The sequence below is a fragment of the Ruegeria hyattellae genome, from assembly GCF_041537925.1.
In the GTDB taxonomy this organism is placed as follows: Bacteria; Pseudomonadota; Alphaproteobacteria; order Rhodobacterales; family Rhodobacteraceae; genus Ruegeria_C.
The window spans coordinates 207,329-225,609 of record NZ_JBGOSH010000006.1 but is presented as its reverse complement, the minus strand read 5'-3'; the positions used below and the strand labels follow the sequence as shown (position 1 = coordinate 225,609).

At 60.0% G+C, this 18,281-nt stretch carries 17 protein-coding genes; 9 read left to right on the top strand and 8 right to left on the bottom strand.

What is annotated here, in order from left to right; all coding sequences use genetic code 11:
- Window positions 1-73: 73 nt before the first annotated feature.
- Window positions 74-1,084: an AraC family transcriptional regulator gene (locus AB1E33_RS16545; RefSeq protein WP_372578378.1), complete on the bottom strand. Its 1,011-nt coding sequence runs from the start codon at window positions 1,082-1,084 to the stop codon at window positions 74-76.
- A 394-nt stretch (window positions 1,085-1,478) separates the two neighbouring features.
- A complete protein-coding gene (locus AB1E33_RS16540; RefSeq protein ID WP_372578377.1) occupies window positions 1,479-2,003 on the bottom strand; it encodes a thioesterase family protein in 525 nt (174 codons plus the stop codon).
- Between the two features lie 131 nt (window positions 2,004-2,134).
- Here AB1E33_RS16540 and AB1E33_RS16535 point away from each other — a divergent pair, with 131 nt between their 5' ends.
- Window positions 2,135-2,755, top strand: coding sequence for a TetR/AcrR family transcriptional regulator (locus AB1E33_RS16535; protein ID WP_372578376.1), 621 nt, complete (start codon window positions 2,135-2,137; stop codon window positions 2,753-2,755).
- A 51-nt stretch (window positions 2,756-2,806) separates the two neighbouring features.
- Here the strand turns inward: AB1E33_RS16535 and fdhF are convergent, their stop codons facing one another.
- From fdhF to ychF, 4 genes are all read right to left on the bottom strand, one after another.
- Entirely contained in the window at window positions 2,807-5,584 is a 2,778-nt protein-coding gene (gene fdhF, locus AB1E33_RS16530; protein WP_372578375.1) for a formate dehydrogenase subunit alpha, read from the bottom strand.
- A gap of 17 nt (window positions 5,585-5,601) precedes the next feature.
- Window positions 5,602-7,305: an NAD(P)H-dependent oxidoreductase subunit E gene (locus tag AB1E33_RS16525; protein ID WP_372578374.1), complete on the bottom strand. Its 1,704-nt coding sequence runs from the start codon at window positions 7,303-7,305 to the stop codon at window positions 5,602-5,604.
- An 85-nt stretch (window positions 7,306-7,390) separates the two neighbouring features.
- Complete coding sequence (locus tag AB1E33_RS16520; protein WP_372578373.1) at window positions 7,391-8,272, bottom strand: LysR family transcriptional regulator; 882 nt, start codon at window positions 8,270-8,272, stop codon at window positions 7,391-7,393.
- A 162-nt stretch (window positions 8,273-8,434) separates the two neighbouring features.
- Window positions 8,435-9,532: a redox-regulated ATPase YchF gene (ychF, locus tag AB1E33_RS16515; protein ID WP_372578372.1), complete on the bottom strand. Its 1,098-nt coding sequence runs from the start codon at window positions 9,530-9,532 to the stop codon at window positions 8,435-8,437.
- A 174-nt stretch (window positions 9,533-9,706) separates the two neighbouring features.
- On the opposite strand from ychF, the gene AB1E33_RS16510 reads away from it, so the two are divergent.
- The 3 genes from AB1E33_RS16510 to AB1E33_RS16500 all read left to right on the top strand — a co-directional run bounded on the left by AB1E33_RS16510 (window position 9,707) and on the right by AB1E33_RS16500 (window position 11,812).
- Entirely contained in the window at window positions 9,707-10,195 is a 489-nt protein-coding gene (locus tag AB1E33_RS16510; RefSeq protein WP_372578371.1) for an acyloxyacyl hydrolase, read from the top strand.
- Window positions 10,196-10,274: 79 nt separating this feature from the next.
- Window positions 10,275-11,066, top strand: a complete 792-nt coding sequence (gene trpA / locus AB1E33_RS16505; RefSeq protein WP_372578370.1) for a tryptophan synthase subunit alpha — start codon at window positions 10,275-10,277, stop codon at window positions 11,064-11,066.
- Window positions 11,067-11,083: 17 nt separating this feature from the next.
- Window positions 11,084-11,812, top strand: a complete 729-nt coding sequence (locus tag AB1E33_RS16500) for a hypothetical protein (RefSeq protein WP_372578369.1) — start codon at window positions 11,084-11,086, stop codon at window positions 11,810-11,812.
- 82 nt (window positions 11,813-11,894) lie between these two features.
- Here AB1E33_RS16500 and AB1E33_RS16495 read toward each other — a convergent pair whose 3' ends face one another.
- The gene (locus tag AB1E33_RS16495; RefSeq protein ID WP_372578368.1) at window positions 11,895-12,350 is read right to left on the bottom strand and encodes a MarR family winged helix-turn-helix transcriptional regulator; all 456 of its coding nucleotides are present in this window, start codon (window positions 12,348-12,350) and stop codon (window positions 11,895-11,897) included.
- On the bottom strand, window positions 12,347-13,498 hold the full coding sequence (locus AB1E33_RS16490) for an Acg family FMN-binding oxidoreductase (protein ID WP_372578367.1): 1,152 nt from the start codon (window positions 13,496-13,498) through the stop codon (window positions 12,347-12,349). Before AB1E33_RS16490 ends, AB1E33_RS16495 begins: the two co-directional genes overlap by 4 nt.
- 134 nt (window positions 13,499-13,632) lie before the next feature.
- On the opposite strand from AB1E33_RS16490, the gene AB1E33_RS16485 reads away from it, so the two are divergent.
- From AB1E33_RS16485 to AB1E33_RS16465, 5 genes are all read left to right on the top strand, one after another.
- Window positions 13,633-14,802, top strand: coding sequence for an alpha-hydroxy acid oxidase (locus AB1E33_RS16485; RefSeq protein WP_372578366.1), 1,170 nt, complete (start codon window positions 13,633-13,635; stop codon window positions 14,800-14,802).
- A 20-nt stretch (window positions 14,803-14,822) separates the two neighbouring features.
- Entirely contained in the window at window positions 14,823-15,434 is a 612-nt protein-coding gene (locus tag AB1E33_RS16480; RefSeq protein ID WP_372578365.1) for a hypothetical protein, read from the top strand.
- Between the two features lie 112 nt (window positions 15,435-15,546).
- On the top strand, window positions 15,547-16,209 hold the full coding sequence (locus tag AB1E33_RS16475) for a 50S ribosomal protein L25/general stress protein Ctc (protein ID WP_372578364.1): 663 nt from the start codon (window positions 15,547-15,549) through the stop codon (window positions 16,207-16,209).
- Between the two features lie 141 nt (window positions 16,210-16,350).
- The gene (gene pth, locus AB1E33_RS16470; RefSeq protein WP_372578363.1) at window positions 16,351-17,037 is read left to right on the top strand and encodes an aminoacyl-tRNA hydrolase; all 687 of its coding nucleotides are present in this window, start codon (window positions 16,351-16,353) and stop codon (window positions 17,035-17,037) included.
- 75 nt (window positions 17,038-17,112) lie between these two features.
- The gene (locus tag AB1E33_RS16465; protein ID WP_372578362.1) at window positions 17,113-18,276 is read left to right on the top strand and encodes a serine hydrolase domain-containing protein; all 1,164 of its coding nucleotides are present in this window, start codon (window positions 17,113-17,115) and stop codon (window positions 18,274-18,276) included.
- Window positions 18,277-18,281: the final 5 nt, after the last annotated feature.

Genomic DNA, 18,281 nt, shown 5'->3' with positions numbered 1-18,281 from the left:
CAAGCAGTTTCGCGCATCCTATCTTTTTTATTTTTGAAAGTAAATTAATTATAGCAGCGCGCCCGACCCTGCCTCACACATGACGGAATTGGCCGGGCGTCTGCCCGGTCCAGCGCTTGAACGCATCGTTGAAACTGCTCAGCCCCGAATAGCCCAGCAGAAAGGCAATCTCGGCCAGAACCAGATCGCTGTCCCTGAGATAGCTGACTGCAAGCGCCCGGCGAAGTTGCTCCAACGTCTTGAAAAAGGTGGTGTTCTCACCCGCCAGCCGCCGCGACAGGGTGCGCGAGCTCATGCCCATGGCGCGCGCCACTTTGTCCTGGCTGGCCTCACCCATGGCAAGCCGGTCGGCAATCGCTCGTTCGACATCAACGATCAGTGGCGGCAGGTTGCGCGACTTGTCGCTGAGGATCGCCTCGCAATACTCGGTCAGAACCGAATAGAGGTCATTATCCGCCGTCAGCAATGGCAAGGCCAGATCTTCGGGCCGGAAGTGATAGGCGTTCTCAACCGCGCCGAAACGGACGTCGCAGCCAAAGAATCGCCGGAAACGGTCCTGATGGTTGTTGCGCAGGTGGTGAAAGGTCACCAGCCGCGGGCTGAACTCGCGGTTTGCCGCCTGCCGCATGGCATAAAGCAGACCCGAGGCGCCGAACTCCACATATTGGCGGCGGCGCACCTGGGTCGGCACCGCGAAGTACCAGCGCAGGATACCCTGGCTTTCCAACTGGTCGGTATCGACCTCGACCGCGTCGCTGAAGACCCGGCGATAACGTGCGACATTCTTGATGAAATCCAGAACGGTCGGGGCTGCCATCCCGACATAGCAGATCACCCCGGACCGGCGCATTTCGCGACAGGCGCCACGCTCGAAACCCAGCGTGTCTTCACCGGTCAGGGTGGCGGCATGTTCGAAGAACGCGGCAATCGTGTCGAAGGGAACAAAGGGTTTGTCCTGATTGACGATATCGGGGGAAATCCCAGTGCGCTCAAAGACCTGGTGGGGTTTGTATCCCCGTTCCAGCAGGTCGACGGCCAGCTCTTTTACATAGACGGCCCCATGCCTTGGTGAGGTGCTAGGCATTCGGCGAAGATATCCTTGCAAAGTAAATGAGCATTGTCGTCAAATCTGTTGCCATTGCAGTTAGCATAGGCCGTTTTCTTTGCGTCCTGCAATATGACGGGTGGAATTTTGCGCGCGTGACCGGTTCCTTCCGCCATCTATGATTCGAGATTAGGGGACTGTGGCAGTTACATGGCGGCCAAGCCCGGTTCCCTGTCAATCAAAGACCAAAAACCGGATTGTTTCTAGGAAGATAGGCAATTAACCAGCAAAAAACGTGAGTAAGAGACAAACCCCTAAAACTTAGGGCAAATGGTAACGCTAGCCAGCATCAAGGTGCTGCGCAGCCGCCCGGTCGTGCTGGGGGTGTCCTTGTGACAGGACGTGCGACCGGGTGCTTATTCCCTCGTGTGGGTTACGAGTTTCTGCGGATACCGAGCGGCGCGCCAAGGCGCGCCGCGAGGTCCGGATTTTCATGTTCTGCCGCCATCCGGGTCAGCCGCGCCTGCGCCCAGTCAGGAAACGGGGCCGAGCGACCGGTGGACTGGCTGACATTGAGAATCAGAGCCTCTTGCGTCGCACAGAGAGCGCCATCCGCCTCGGCAAACATCTCGGCATAATAGTGCAGGCGCTTGGCATCGGTATTTACAAGCCAATAGTGGATGGTATAGCCGTCGCCCAGATGTAATTCGCGTGTGAAATGCAGATGCGATTGCAGGATATAGGGTCCATACCCCGCCGTGCGGACATAGGTTTCCCCCAGCCCCAAATGATCGTTCAGCATCACCTCAAGCGCCTGATCAAAGGCCACGCCGTAATAGCCGACATTCATGTGCCCGTTGTAGTCGATCCAACCGGGGTCGACCGTCAACCTGCCCACGATGATGGGTGTGGGATAGGGGCCGCCATGGCCGGATATCGGCTGCGTTTCCTGTGACATGGCCCGAACTCCTTGCTGCCTGCTCTGCTCCATCCTGCCGTGCATTGCGGCGCAAAGGAAGCACCGGCAAAGCCGTGCCCATGCGCGGCGAATTGATTGTCGCCCGGATATGGCAATGCTATCCGACAGTCATGACGAGTGCCCCCGATACCCGCCAGCGCGGCTCAGCTGACCTGTGGCTGGATGCCGCGACCGAGATTCTCTGTGACGCCGGCGTCGATGCCGTCAAGATCATGCCACTGGCCAACCGGCTGGGCCTGTCGCGCACCGGTTTCTATTGGCACTTCAAGGATCGCGCAGCCCTTTTGGATGCGCTGATCGCCCGGTGGGAGGCGCGCAATACCGGCAATCTGGTTGCCCGGACCGAGGCTTATGCGGAAACCATCTGCGAGGCGATCTTCAACATCTTCGATTGCTGGTTGGATGAAAGCCTGTTCGACTCGCGGATGGATTTGGCGATCCGCAACTGGGCGCGGACCGATCCAAAACTGCAGTCTCGCGTCGACGTCGCGGACACACGGCGCAGGCAGGCCATTGAGGCGATGTTCACCCATTTCGGCTACTCCGAGACCGAGGCCGAGGTGCGGGCGATGACAGTGATCTATACCCAGATCGGCCATCTCTCGATGCAGGTCAACGAGACCCGCTGGAAACATGTCGCCAGAATGCCCGATTTCGTAGAGGTCTTTACGGGCCAACGTCCCAGTCAAAGCGATGTGGGCCGTTTCATGTCACGGCATCTGAACGATTGAAAAAGGCGACCGAAGCCGGTCGCCTTCTCTTCGGTAGCTGTCACCTTTTGACTATTCTGCAGCGACCGCAGCCGCCGGTTCGATGCGCACGGCCGAGTATTTGAACTCGGGGATCTTGCCATAGGGGTCGAGCGCGCTGTTGGTCAGGATGTTCGCCGCCGCCTCGACATAGGCAAAGGGAAGGAACACGTTGTCCTCGGCAATGGCGCGGTCGGCGCGGGCCATAACCTCAACCGAGCCGCGCCGGGTGGTCAGGCGGATCATCTCGCCGGGTGCAACCCCCATGCGGCGCAGCGTCTTGGGGTTCATCGAACAGTTCGCCTCGGGCTCAACCGCGTCCAGCACATGCGACCGACGGGTCATCGACCCCGTATGCCAATGCTCCAACTGCCGCCCCGTGATCAGGACAAACGGGTATTCGGCATCGGGACGCTCATCGGGTTCGATGATCTTGGCGGGCGTAAAGCGGGCGCGTCTGTTGGGACGCGGGAAACCGTCGCCAAACACGATCGCCTGACCGGGATCTTCGGGGCTGAGCGACGGATAGGTCACCGCCTCACCTTCCAGCCTTTCCCATGTGATATTGTCGAGCGAGCCCATGTTGAGCTTCATCTCGGCAAAGACCTCGCTGGGATGGGTGTAGATCCAGTTCAGGCCCAGCCGTTTCGCCAGTTCGACCTCGATCCACCAGTCCTCCTTTGCCTCACCCGGAGGGGTCACTGCGGGACGGCCCATCTGGACCTGTCGGTTGGTGTTTGTAACAGTGCCGGTCTTTTCGGCCCAGGCGCTGGCGGGCAGGATCACATCGGCATAGTTCGCCGTCTCGGTCAGGAAAATATCCTGCACGACCAGATGATCCAGCTTGGCCAGCGCGGCGCGGGCGTGATCCACATCCGGGTCCGACATGGCCGGGTTTTCGCCCAGAATATACATGCCCTTGATGTCATCCGCATGGATCGCATCCATGATCTCGACCACGGTCAGGCCCTTCTCGTTCGAGAAATCGCCGCTGTTCCAGACGCTGGTAAAGGCAGAGCGCACACCATCATCCATCACCGACTGATAATCCGGCAGGAACATCGGGATCAGCCCGGCATCCGAGGCACCCTGCACATTGTTCTGCCCCCGCAGCGGGTGCAGACCGGTGCCCGGTCGGCCCACATGGCCACACATCAACGCCAGCGAGATCAGGCAGCGCGAGTTGTCCGTGCCGTGGATATGCTGGCTGATGCCCATCCCCCAAAAGATCATGCCTGCCCGTGCGGTCGCGAAATCGCGCGCCGCCTGGCGCAGCACATCCGGTTCGATACCGCAGATCGGCGCCATCTTTTCTGGTGTATAAGCAGCGAGATGGGTTTTCATCTCGTCCCAATTTTCGGTGTAACCTTCGATATACTGCCGGTCATACAGGCCTTCTTCGACGATCACGTTCATCATCGCGTTCAGCATCGACACATCCGCGCCCGGCTTGAACTGCAGCCGGTGGGTGGCGAATTTGCCCATGCCGACACCGCGCGGATCGCAGACGATCAGCTTGCCCCCCCGCTTGGTGAACTGCTTGAAATAAGTGGCCGCGACGGGGTGGTTCTCGATCGGGTTGCAGCCGATGACGATGGCCGCATCTGCATTCTCGATCTCGTTGAAGGTCGCTGTCACCGCGCCCGAGCCGACATTTTCCAGCAACGCCGAGACCGATGAGGCATGGCAGAGCCTTGTGCAGTGATCGACATTGTTGTGGCCAAAGCCCTGCCGGATCAGCTTTTGGAACAGATAGGCCTCTTCGTTGGAACATTTGGCCGAGCCGAAGCCCGCAACATTCGTGCCCTTTTCGGCGCGCAGGTCGGATAGCCCCTTGGCCGCCACATCCAGCGCCTCGTCCCATGTCGCCTCGCGGAAATGGGTGTGCACATTTGCGGGGTCCACATTCAGCCCCTTGGGCATGCCGTCCTTGCGGATCAGCGGCTTGGTCAGGCGATGGGGGTGGCTGATATAGTCGAACCCGAACCGCCCCTTGACGCAGAGACGGTTTTCATTGGCCGGGCCGTTGATCCCGTCGACATATTTGATCTTGTTGTCCTTGATCTTGTAGCTGAGCTGGCAACCCACCCCGCAGAACGGGCAGATCGATTTGACCTCGCGATCATAATCTTTGCTGTCCCCTGCCTGGTCCTCGTCCAGAACTGTAGCGGGCATCAGCGCGCCGGTCGGGCAGGCCTGCACGCATTCGCCGCAAGCCACGCAAGAGGACGCACCCATCGGGTCGTTCTGGTCGAACACGATCTCTGACGTCGCGCCGCGACCGGCCATACCGATCACATCATTGACCTGAACTTCGCGGCAGGCCCGGACACACAGGTTGCAGCTGATGCAGGCATCCAGATTGACCCGCATCGCCACATGGCTGGCATCCAGCAGCGGGATCGTTTCGGGGGCTTTGGCCGGAAAGCGGCTATCCTCGACACCGTTCATCGCCGCCATGTCCCAGAAATGCGACGAGGTATCATGGGCTACCTCGGGCTGGTCCGCCACCAGCAGTTCCATCACCATGGCGCGGGATTTCTCGGCCCTCTCGCTGTCGGTGGTGACCACCATCCCGTCCAAAGCCGGACGGATGCAGGACGCAACCAGCGTGCGCTCGCCTTCCACCTCGACCATGCAGGCGCGGCAATTGCCGTCCGGACGGTAGCCGGGCGCGGGTTTGTGGCACAGGTGCGGGATGGTGAGGCCCTTGCCATTGGCTGCCTCCCAGATGGTCCAGCCATCGGGTACGGTGACATCTTCGCCATTGAGGCTGAAGGTCACGGTCTTGGTTTCGCTTGCATCAAGCATGGCTCGCTCCCTGTCCTTCAGATTTCGTCTGCAAAATGTTTCATGACCAGCCGGATCGGGTTCGGGGCCGCCTGCCCCAGACCACAGATCGAGGCATCCGCCATCACATCACACAGATCGTTCAACAAACCGGTGTCCCAGCTCTCGGCTTGCATCAGCTTCACCGCCTTTTCGCAACCTGCCCGGCAGGGTGTGCACTGGCCACAGCTTTCATCCTCGAAGAAACGCAGCATGTTCAGCGCCGCATCGCGGGCGGTGTCCTGATTGGACAAAACCACAACCGCCGCCGAGCCAATGAAGGTGCCATGCGGCTGCAACGTGTCGAAATCGAGCGGAATGTCATCCATCGACGCAGGCAACAGTCCAGAGGACGGCCCGCCCGGCTGATAGGCCTTGAAGGCGTGACCTTCGACCATGCCCCCGGCAGCCTCGATCACGTCTAGGATGGTGGACCCCGCAGGCAGCAGGTAGACACCCGGCGCCACGACTCGGCCCGAGACCGAATAGCTTCGTAGCCCCTTGCGGCCGTTCTTCTCGGTCCCGCTCAGACATTCCGGACCCTCACGGCAAATCTTGGAAACCCAATAAAGCGTTTCGACATTATGTACGAGCGTCGGCCGCCCGAACACGCCGACCTGCGCCACAAAGGGCGGGCGATGGCGCGGCAGGCCACGCTTGCCTTCGATCGATTCGATCATCGCGGATTCTTCGCCGCAGATATAGGCCCCAGCCCCGCGCCGCAGATCGATATAGCCGGGCTCAACAATCCCCGCCGCTTCCAGCGCGGTGATCTCGGTCGCGAGGATCTCCAGCACCGCCGGGTATTCGTCGCGCATATAGATGAAACAGGTCTGCGCCTCGACCGCCCAAGCGGCGATCAGCATCCCCTCTAGGAATACATGCGGCGTGCGTTCCAGATAATAGCGGTCCTTGAATGTACCCGGCTCGCCCTCATCTCCGTTCACAGCCAGATAACGCGGGCCGTCATTGGCGCGCACAAATCCCCATTTCTTGCCCGACGGAAAACCAGCCCCGCCAAGACCGCGCAAACCCGAGACCAGCACCTGTTCCTGCACCTGTTCCCAATCGCCGGAGGTACGCAGGGATTTCAGCGCTTCATAGCCGCCATTCTCGGCATAGCTGGCGAAACTCTCGTAGTCAGGCAGATGCACATGTGTGTCGCCTGCGGCGATCGCGGCCTGCACCTTTTCGGGCGTGGCGTGGTCGATGTGATTATGACCGATCTCAAGCACCGGCGCGGTGTCGCAACGCCCCATGCAGGGTGCGCGGAGCACCCGGACCTGACCCGGATCAAGCCCGTCCTCCAGCGCCGCTTTCAACTGCTGCGCACCGACCATCTCGCAGGAAAGCGAATCGCAGACCCGGATGGTCAGTGCGGGTGGCGGGGCCTCATCCTCTTTCACCACATCGAAATGGGCGTAGAACGTCGCGGTCTCGTACACCTCGGCCTGGCCCACCCGCATCTCGGCGGCCAGCGCGCTGAGATGGTCGGCGGACAGATGCCCATGTGCATCCTGGATCAGATGCAGAAACTCGATCAACAGATCGCGGCGGCGGGGACGATCCCCCAGCAGGCGCTGTACCTCGCCCAGCGCCTCATCCGTGAACTGCCGGCCCTTGGGCGTGCGCCGCCCCTTGCCTTTACCTGACTTCCAGACGCCCTTTTTGTCGCCTGATGGCTTGGTATCTAATGGTGCCATGATGCCCTCCGATTAAGGCTCGGTCTCTCATCAGCAGGATATATCGTCAAATCTCAAAATCGAATGGTACGATCACGACAGATTATCACGATAATGAGGCAACCACATCCCGCAGAGCGACGATTGTCGGCAAATCGGGGTCACGCTCCAGCGTGGCCAGGCAGATCGGCTTGCTCACCTCCGGATCGGTCAGCGGGCGCACCACCGTCCCATCGAGATCACCCAACGAGGCCATCAGGATTTGCGGCAGAACACTCGCCGCCAGCCCCTCGCGCGCCATCACCAGCGAGGCGGTGAAACCGCTGGTTTCCGCCACAACCTGCGGGTGCAGTCCCTGTTCGGCGAAGATGTGATTCAGAATGCGGCGGTTCTGCATCTGCGGCTCAAGCAGCGACAGCGGATATTCCGCCACGCGCGCCCAGGGCAGAGGTCCCGTCTCATCACTCATATGCACGGGCGCCAGCAGCACATATGTTTCCTCGTAAAGCGGCTGCACGATGCGCAGATCGGTGCCGATACTGTCACCATATGTCACGCCCGCGTCGATCGAGCCATCATCCAGCTTATGCTGGATCGCGGTGGCCGACATCGCCTCGATCCGGGTAACGATCCGGGGATGCGCTTCGTGCAGGCGGCGAGTGAGCGGGCCGGTAAAGGCCAGCGCGGTCGGTACCACGCCCAGGATCAGCGTGCCAGTGATCTCACCGCGCGCGGCCTGCACTTCCTGTTCCAGCGCCTTGGTATCGTCGAGGATACGGCGGGCGCGGCGCACGATCATCTCGCCTTCTTCCGTCAGCCCCTGAAACCGATTGGCACGCCGCACAATGGACACACCCAGCCGCCCCTCAAGCGCCCGGATGCGCATCGAAAAAGCTGGCTGTGAAATCCCACAGGCCTCCGCCGCCTTGGCAAAATGCCGGTGCCGCGCCAAAGCTGTTAGCAATTGCAGGTCCTTGAGGTCTATCACGATGCGATCCGGTCTATCTTACCAGATATCATAACGGCATTCACCCAAGGCATGGCAATAGCATCGCGTCAACAGGTCCACGGGGTCCGGGGCAGCGCCCCGGGGTCTGCGTGGCCTGAACGCAAAACTGAAAAGCGCGCCGCAGGCGCACCTTTTGACAGATCACGTGTTGAACAGGAAATGCAACACATCGCCATCCTTGACGACATAGCCCTTGCCCTCGGCCCGCATCTTGCCCGCTTCCTTGGCCCCCTGCTCGCCATTGCAGGCAATATAGTCGCCATAAGCGATGGTTTCGGCACGGATGAAGCCCTTTTCGAAATCGCCATGGATGGCACCTGCCGCCTGCGGCGCGGCGGTGCCGATGCGGATGGTCCAGGCGCGGGCCTCTTTCGGACCGACGGTAAAGTAGGTCTCCAGATGCAAAAGCGCATAGCCCGCCTTGATCAATCGGGCCAGCCCGGCCTCGGAAAGACCCATCTCCTCAAGGAACATCGCCGCCTCATCCTCGTCGAGCTGGCTGATCTCTTCCTCGATCTGGGCCGAGATGACGACATGGGCGTTGCCCTGTTCGGCCGCCATGGCGGCGACCTTGGCGGAATGCTCGTTACCATCTGCAGCCTCGGCTTCGCCCACGTTGCAGACATAAAGCACCGGCTTGGTTGTCAAGAGTTGCAACAGTTTCCACGCCTTTGCATCCTCGGCATCCACCTCGACCAGCCGCGCGGGCTTGCCAGTTTCCAGCATCTGCTGCGCTACACCCAGCAGGCGGTCCTGCTGCTGCGCTTCCTTGTCATTGCCCTTGAGCTTGCGGACAAGATTTGCGCGGCGTTTCTCGATGCTTTCCAGATCGGCAAGCATCAACTCGGTCTCGATGGTCTCCGCATCGGCCACCGGATCGACGCGGCCCTCGACATGTGTGACATCGCCATCCTCAAAACAGCGCAGCACATGGGCGATGGCGTCGACCTCGCGAATATTTGCCAGGAACTGGTTGCCCAGCCCCTCTCCCTTAGAGGCGCCTTTGACCAGACCGGCAATGTCCACAAATGTCATGCGGGTCGGGATGATCTGCTTCGAGCTGGCGATCGCGGCCAGCTTGTCCAACCGGTCGTCGGGCACTCCCACCTCGCCCACATTCGGCTCAATGGTGCAAAACGGAAAATTCGCCGCCTGCGCGGCCGCCGTTCGGGTCAGCGCATTGAACAGGGTCGACTTGCCCACATTGGGCAGCCCCACGATTCCCACTTTAAAGCCCATGTCGGTCTCCTGCTATCAGTCGCGGCTGCTTCTAGGCAGCTTGCGGCCAATGCGCAAGCGGGCGCATTTGCAACACCGAAGGGCCGCCAATGCGTCCAGCAACAGCCCACGCTGTACTTACGCAGCGGAAATTAATAATTTGGGAGAAAAAATTCGGAAAGTTCAACGGGGACAATGATCAAAACACTTATTGCGTCTCTCCTGCTCGCCGCAGGGGCCGCCGCCGCGCAGGCGCAAAGCCTGATTGTTGGCGTAGGTTATGCAGATTTTTCATTCTATAAAGGTGAGGATCAGGCGCTTTTTGCGCTCGACTATCATCACACGCCCTTTCACGAGGCGACACGGTTTAGCGCTGGCTGGGGTGGCACGCTTTCGGCCGACGCAAGCGGTGACACCCATATCGGTGCGGGCCTTTATGGTGTCTATCAGCTCGGTCAGAGTTGGTTTCTGGAAGGCAGCGTGATGCCGGGCGCCTATTTCGAAGGCGAAAGCCGCAACGATCTGGGTAGCAATTTCCAGATCCGGAGCCTGTTCGGTGTTGGCTACACGTTTGACAGCGGCAACAAGCTGTCGCTTTCCGTTTCCCATAAATCCAACGCCGGTACCGAGGATTTTAATCCGGGTGTGAACGAGGCGATGATCCGCTATCACTTCGCTTTCTGAGCCGCACGGTACATGGCGGGATTGATTTTCGGGGCAAGTTTCTGCACATCAGGTCGAACCCTGAGTGCAAGGAAACCTGATGACCCGTATCGACGCCAAGTTCGCCGCCCTGAAATCGCAAGGGAAGAAAGCTTTCGTCTCTTATATCATGGCGGGCGATCCGGATTTCGACACCTCGCTTGAGGTGGTCAAGGGCCTGCCCGGCGCTGGTGTGGATGTGATCGAGCTGGGCCTGCCCTTCACCGACCCCATGGCCGACGGCCCGACAATTCAATTGGCCGGTCAGCGGGCGCTGGATGCGGGCATGACGCTGGAGCGCACGCTGGAGCTTGCCCGGCGGTTTCGCGAAACGGACGACACCACGCCGATCGTTCTAATGGGCTATTACAACCCGATCTACAATCGCGGCGTCGAGACATTTCTGAGCGATGCCAAGGCCGCCGGGATCGATGGCCTGATCGTCGTCGACCTGCCGCCGGAAGAAGATGATGAGCTGTGCATTCCGGCGCAGGAAGCGGGGTTGAACTTCATCCGCCTGGCCACGCCCACCACCGACGACAAACGCCTGCCACGCGTCCTTCAGAACACGTCAGGCTTCGTCTACTACGTCTCGATCACCGGCATCACCGGCTCGGCCGAGGCGCAGGCGACGGATGTCGGCCCCGAAGTGGCACGCATCAAATCGGCTACCGATCTGCCGGTCATCGTGGGGTTTGGCATCAACACCCCCGAGAAATCCCGCACCATCGCCAGCGTCGCGGACGGGGCGGTTGTGGGGTCGGCCATCGTCAGCCAGATCGGCGCAGGCAAGCCGGTGGATGAAGTGCTGGATTTCGTCAAAACACTGTCAAACGGCGCGCATTCGGTCTGAGAGATCACGGCACAAAAATGATAAAAATCTATGCCCGTGCGCTGCGCACTTTCACCGCAAACTTCCTGCTGTTTTTTGGGCTGTCGGTCATCATGGCCTTGCTGAGCCAAGTCCTTGATTCAAGCTCAACCAATGGCGCATCACTCTTTGTCTATGCATTTGTTGCGCTTTCTTGTCACCGGCTTCTGTTGACTGGGGAGCGGGCATCAGAAGCAGACCTGTTCAGTCGCCGTAAGGACGGACCGCTAGCCGGCAGGCAATGGCCATTCATGTGGCGGTTGGGCATGTTCTGGCTTGTTACCGCATGTTTCTGGGGTTTGTTTTTGTACCTGATCGTTGGCCTTCTGCCAGAAACCGACAAGACGTCTGTCACGGGTGCCGCCATTCTAGCTCTGGTTCCTGCCGCGTTGGTGTTCTACGTGCTTGCGGCACTGTTCGGAACCGTCTTACCCGCCGCAGCATCGGAGAGCGATTTGTCTCTCGCCACAGCATTCCAGCGCGGCAGAGTTTCCTTCTGGGTGACTATCTGGCGCCTGCTCACGGGCAATGGGCTATTCAGCATTGTATCGTTAGTCGCCCTGCTTTCACTGGCCAACATTGAAATCGCCAACACTGGGCCGGCCATGGACATAGCAGTTGGCGTTTTGGGTGAACTCTTCGGTATGTTCATGATCATGTTGACCGCCGCAGCCTTGTGTATGGCCTATGAGACCAAAGCACCTGTTGCTGAAACGACAGAGGCATAGGCATAGGAGCAGGACAGTCGTCCTGATACAGTACCCAAGAAACTGACCTGTGTGTGGGCGATCGGCGAGCATGCCCATGCGTTCACACCCGGTCGCGGTCCTCATCAAGATAGACTCGCAGCTCGGTCAGAACCGGCAGGATGTCCTGCAACTTCGAGATATCGAAATCGCGGGCCAGACGTTCGAATTGCGGGCTCATATCGGCGATGATCCGGTCGCGCAGGGCGCGGCCCGCATCGGTCAGCCAAACCTGTTTCGAGCGGCCATCATCTGGGTTTGGGCGCATATCAACCAGCCCATGTTTCACAAGTCCCGAAACCGTATGCGTCATCGAGGTCTTGGGGACTTGAAACGCCCGCGCCATCGCCATCGGTGTGCTGCCATCGCCCACTCGCACTAGGTGGTTGAGCACCCCGAAATGCGGCGCGATCAGGCCCTTGGGCATATGCGCCTCAAGCACCGTGCGGCTAAGCTGTTCGATGATGCCGATCTCGTTGAAGACCTGAAAGACCAGCGGCGGCGCATCCTGTGGTGTCAAACGGTTCTTACTTTCGCGTCCAGCGGCCAGCGCGGGCTTTCCGGAACCTGCGGACCATATCCCAATCGGCCCAACATTTGCACGGTTCCGCCGTCGGGGGCCAGCAATTCATGCGCCTTTTGGTATAGCCCGGCCATCTCGGGAAACTCCTGCAATGCCTGGCTCATGGGGTGCACACCTAGCCCCAGCGCCGTGGCCGCCAGGTTGAGCCGCACCCAGTCGCGCCCTGTCGCGATCTGCTCGGTACGGGTGTTCCCGTCGCTTACCAGCCAGATATAGGCCATGCTGGCCTGCGCCGTGTCGCGCACCATGTCGAGGCCGGAAGTATAGGCAATCCCGTCTCGGTCGAGCGCCGCTTCACGGGAGAAAAGACCGGTAAGGCGCATTGCCTCCCACATCGGGCCCGAGAAATCGAGCCCGTCGGGATTGGCATTGACCTCACGTTTACCAATCCGGAACAGATCGACGCTTTCCTCGTAGGTATGCGGCGTTTCGAACTCGATCTGCAAGGCGTCTGCCGTCAGATCGCGCAAGCTCTGCACCATGTCCGGCGCGTTGGTTGTGGCCACGTCGCTGCCCTTGCTGACCACTTGTTCGAGCGCGGACAGCACGCCCACCGGAACGGTTTTTGCCATGTCATAGCGCTCTTTCAAGGAACGGCGGTTGAGGATCTGCGCGAAGAGCTTCGGTTCTTCACCGCCCGATTGCAGGGAGAAATGTGCAACGGCGATTCGTCGGTCGCCCAGGTCCGCACCCGGTTCGCCATCGGGGAACAGATCAAATTCGACGCGATACCCGTCCTGCGCCGCGGCAATCGACAGCAGTTCCAGAAAACAACCCAGCCCGATAATGATCTGGCGGCTGAACGGATCTGTGTGGGGCAGCAGACGATTGGTATCGACATAGAGCGTCACCTCTCCCTCACGTCCCAGATCAACCCGCCAGGGCTGCTGGTTATGCGGGTTCGGAGCAAGGATGGCATAGCTCAGCGCGCGTTTGCGCGGATCGGAATACTGCCCGGCCATCGCCCATGGACGCAGCGCGTCCTTCGGAGTTCGGGTGGTGACAAAACCGGCGGCGGCACCACCTACGGCGACAATGGCACCCCCACCCAGCAAGGCGAGTGTCTTTCTGCGGCTCAGTGTCATCACAATCTCCTTTAGTGCGATATTGAACCAATATAGTACAATATCGCACCAGTCAAGTTACCGGCAATTCCCCTATTGCAAAGCGAATTCTAAATTGGTAAATATTTTTTACCAAAATTGGAGGCGCTCTGGAAATGCCCGTGATTACAAACATCGACGACCTCAAGCACATCCATGAGCGCCGGGTGCCGCGCATGTTCTACGATTATGCCGAAAGCGGCAGCTGGACCGAGCAGACCTTTCGCGAGAATACGTCGGATTTCGAAAAGCTGCGCCTGCGGCAACGAATCGCGGTCGACATGTCAGGCCGGACGACCACCAGCCAGATGATCGGGCAAGATGTCGCGATGCCGGTGGCGCTGGCCCCGGTCGGATTGACCGGGATGCAGCACGCCGATGGCGAGATCAAGGCGGCACGGGCGGCCGAGGCCTTCGCAGTGCCCTTTACCCTGTCGACCATGTCAATCAACTCGATCGAGGACGTGGCAGAGGCGACAAGCACACCGTTCTGGTTTCAACTCTATACAATGCGCGACGAGGACTATGTTCACCGTCTGATCCAGCGCGCCAAGGATGCGGGATGCTCGGCTCTGGTCATCACGTTGGACCTGCAGATTCTCGGTCAACGGCACAAGGACCTGAAGAACGGGCTGAGCGCGCCGCCGAAACCCACGCTCAGGACGATTGCGAACCTGATGACCAAATGGCGCTGGGGCATCGGAATGCTGGGCGCGCAGCGCCGCGACTTCGGCAATATCGTTGGCCATGTGAATGGAATCACGGATACCTCGTCCCTGGCAACCTGGACTGCCGAACAGTTCGACCTGACCCTGGACTGGGCCAAGATCGAAAAGCTGATGGAGCTATGGGACGGCAAGGTGATCCTGAAGGGCATTCTTGACCCCGATGATGCGAAAATGGCCGCCAAGCTGGGAGCGGACGCGATCGTGGTGTCAAATCACGGCGGGCGGCAGTTGGACGGCGCTCTCAGCTCGATCCGCATGCTGCCGCAGATCATGGACGCGGTGGGCAATGATATCGAGGTGCATCTGGACAGCGGCATCCGTTCAGGCCAGGACGTGCTGAAAGCGCTGGCATTGGGGGCAAAAGGCACCTTTATCGGGCGCGCCTTTGTCTATGGTCTGGGCGCGATGGGTCAACAGGGCGTCACTACCGCGCTGGAGGTGATCCACAAGGAGCTCGACACCACGATGGCGCTTTGCGGTGAGCGCAACGTGACCGATCTGGGCCGCCATAACCTGCTGATTCCCGACGATTTCGAAGGCCGCTGGCAGAAGGATTGAATTGCCCCTAAAGTAGCGCCATGCTGATCTTTTCCGATCCTTGCCTGGCTTTTATTGCAGTCCCGAAAACCGGCTCGACCGCGATCGAGCTGGCATTGCGGAGCCGCGCGGATGTGGCCTTTCTTGGGCGGCGCAAGCACTTGCCCGCGAGACGCTATGAAAGCAAGATCGCACCGTTTCTGGCCGATGCATTTCGGCTGTACCCAGAACGCATCGCGATCATGCGCGATCCGCTCGACCAGATCGGCAGCTGGTACAGATACCGCAGCCGCGATGACATCAAGGGAACCGACCGCTATACCGGCGACATCAGCTTTGACAGTTTTGTACTGGCCCTGCTCAGCGACGATCCGCCCGAACATGCCGCGATCGGCAGCCAGCACCGCATGTTGACCAGCAAACATGGCGACTTGCTGATCGATCACCTGTTCCGCTACGAGCAGTTCGAGATTTTTCATGATTTCCTGACCCAGCGCTTTGGTGACCGACCCGCCTTCAAGACCCAGAACGTCTCGCCCGAGATGGAGCTTGAGCTGAACCCGTCAACCATGCGTAAGCTGCACCAAGCGCGGGCGGCGGAATTCGCGCTCTATGAGCGCCTGTGCGAGGCCGAGGGCCATCTGAGAACATAAGGAAACCGCCCGGCGAAATGGGCTTTTCAATCCTCCCGGTCTGGTCTATACGCGCGGCTTCACGCGGGGTGACAGCCTTGGAGGCACCCTGCCCTAACTTTGGAGATTTATCATGGCTGGTGAGATTCCTGATCTCGTAGCTCTGGAACGGACGGGGACAGGCAAGGGCGCCGCTCGTCAGGCGCGCCGCGCCGGTATGGTTCCGGGCATTGTGTTTGGTGGTGACGTTGACCCGCTGCCGATCCAGATTCCGTTCAACGTTCTGTTCAAGAGCCTTAAAGCGGGCCGGTTCAAGTCGACCCTGTTCAACTTGAAGGTCGATGGCCACGACGATGTCCGCGTCATCTGCCGCGACGTGCAGCGTGATGTGGTCAAGGACCTGCCCACCCATTTGGACCTGATGCGCCTGCGCCGCACGACCAAGATCAACCTGTTCATTCCGGTTGAGTTTGTTGGCGAAGACGAGGCACCCGGCCTTCGCAAAGGCGGCGTTGTGACCATCGTGCGTCCTGAGGTTGAACTGATCTGCACCGCAGGCGATATCCCCGAAAAGATCGTGGTTGACCTGTCGGCAATGGAAATCGGCGACGTCGCGACCATCTCGGGCGTGACCCTGCCCGAAGGCACCAAAGCGACCATCGACCGCGATTTCGTGATCGCCAACATCGCCGCCCCGTCGGGTCTGGCATCGGATGATGACGAAGAAGGCGAAGGCGAAGGCGAAGTGGCCGAAGAAGGCGTCGAAGTGGAAGCCGAGGCAGAAGCCGAAGAATAATCCTCATTTCCATGAGGACCGGAACGGAGCCCTTCGGGGCTCCGTTTTTTGTGCCGGGATCGGGCGGTGGATCTGCGGCTGGAAATCCGGGCCAAAACGGTGCATCTAGGCGGGAAGCGAACACATGCCTGGAGCAGGACCATGAAACTCTTTGTCGGATTGGGCAATCCGGGCGGCAAATATGCCGGCCACCGGCACAATATCGGCTTCATGGCCGTTGACCACATCGCTGCCGATCACGGTTTCGGTCCGTGGAAATCCAAGTTTCAGGGCCAGATCGCCGAAGGCCGTCTGGGTGGCGAAAAGACATTGCTGCTCAAGCCCGAAACTTTCATGAACCGCTCTGGCCAGTCTGTGGGTGAGGCGATGCGTTTCTACAAGCTCGACTCGACCGATGTCACCGTTTTCCACGATGAGCTTGATCTGGCCCCCGGCAAGGTTCGGGTGAAAGCGGGTGGCGGTCATGCGGGCCATAACGGGCTGCGCTCGATCCACGACCATATCGGTGCGGCCTATGACCGGGTGCGTCTGGGCATCGGGCATCCGGGCCGCAAAGAGCTGGTCTCGGGCTATGTGCTGCATGATTTTGCCAAGGCGGACGAAGCCTGGCTGGATGACGTGCTGCGCGGGGTATCGGACGGTGCGGCCTTGCTGGCCGATGGCGATAGCGGCAAGTTCATGAACGCGGTCGCCCTGCGCACCACACCGCCCCGCTCGTCCAAAACACGACCGGCCAAACCGGCCCCCGAGGCTGCGCCCGCCCAACCCGAAACTGCGGCCGAGGACACGCGCTCGCCAATGCAAAAACTCATGGACCGCTTTCGCTGAACTGGCTTCCGCCGCGTAGCCGTTGCCCGAACACGGATCCCTTGCCACTCTGTCTCGAACAAACAGGAGAACGGAATGCGGAAGTTCGGAAAATGGCTGCTGCGGATCGCGTTTGCACTGGTTCTGGCGGTGCTGGTGGTCGGGATCTGGAAGCGCGAAGAGATCGGGCGCCTGCTGGCCGTCAACTCGCTGTTTGACGCGGACAGGATCGTCGCGAATTTTTCGAATATGAATGCGGCCTTTCTGACCGCCGATCTGCCGCGTGGAACCGGCCCGACCAGCGAGTTCGCCTACGGCGCGGCGTTTGAGCTTCCGCAAGGATCGGAGCAATGGCTGAAGGCGCGCGCGGCCACATCTCTGTTGGTGCTGAAGGACGGCGAAATCCGCTATGAAGAGTACTTTCAGGGCACCAGCCCTGAGGATCGGCGGATTTCCTGGTCGGTGGCAAAAAGCTATCTGTCGGCGCTTTTCGGCATCCTGCTGGAGGAAGGTGCCATCGGTTCTCTGGACGATCCGGTGATCAAATACGCGCCCCAGCTCAAGGGCAGCGCCTATGAGGCAGCGTCGATCCGCAACGTGCTGAACATGGCCAGCGGCGTGTCCTTCGACGAGGATTACTTCGACTACAACTCGGACATCAACCGGATGGGCCGGATCGTGGCGCTGGGGGGCCGGCTGGACGATTTCGCCGCCTCGCTGAAAGACAGCTTCGCCGCGCCGGGCGAGGCTTGGCAATATGTCTCGATCGACACCCATGTGATCGGCATGGTCATTCGCGGCGCGACCGGGCGCAACGTGACCGAGTTGATGACAGAGAAGATCATCGAACCGCTGGGGCTGGAGCGGGACGGCTACTACATCACCGACGGGTCGGCCGTTGCCTTTGTTCTGGCAGGGCTGAATTTCACGACCCGCGATTTCGCCCGCTTCGGGCAGATGATCCTGCAGGATGGAGACTATAACGGGAAACAGATCGTTCCGGCGGATTGGATCGCGGAATCGACCGCAGCCAGCGCCCCGACCAAGCCGGAACAGAGCAGCTATGGCTATCAGTGGTGGATCCCCGTGGATGCACAGGAGGGTGAGTTCTTTGGCCGCGGTATCTATGGCCAGTACCTCTATTTCGACAAACCGCGCGGCGTGCTGATCGTCATGACCTCTTCCGATCGCGGGTTTCGCGACAAGGGCGCCCATGAAAGCAATCTGGAAATGTTCAGACAGATTGCGCAAAACCTGTAAAGTAG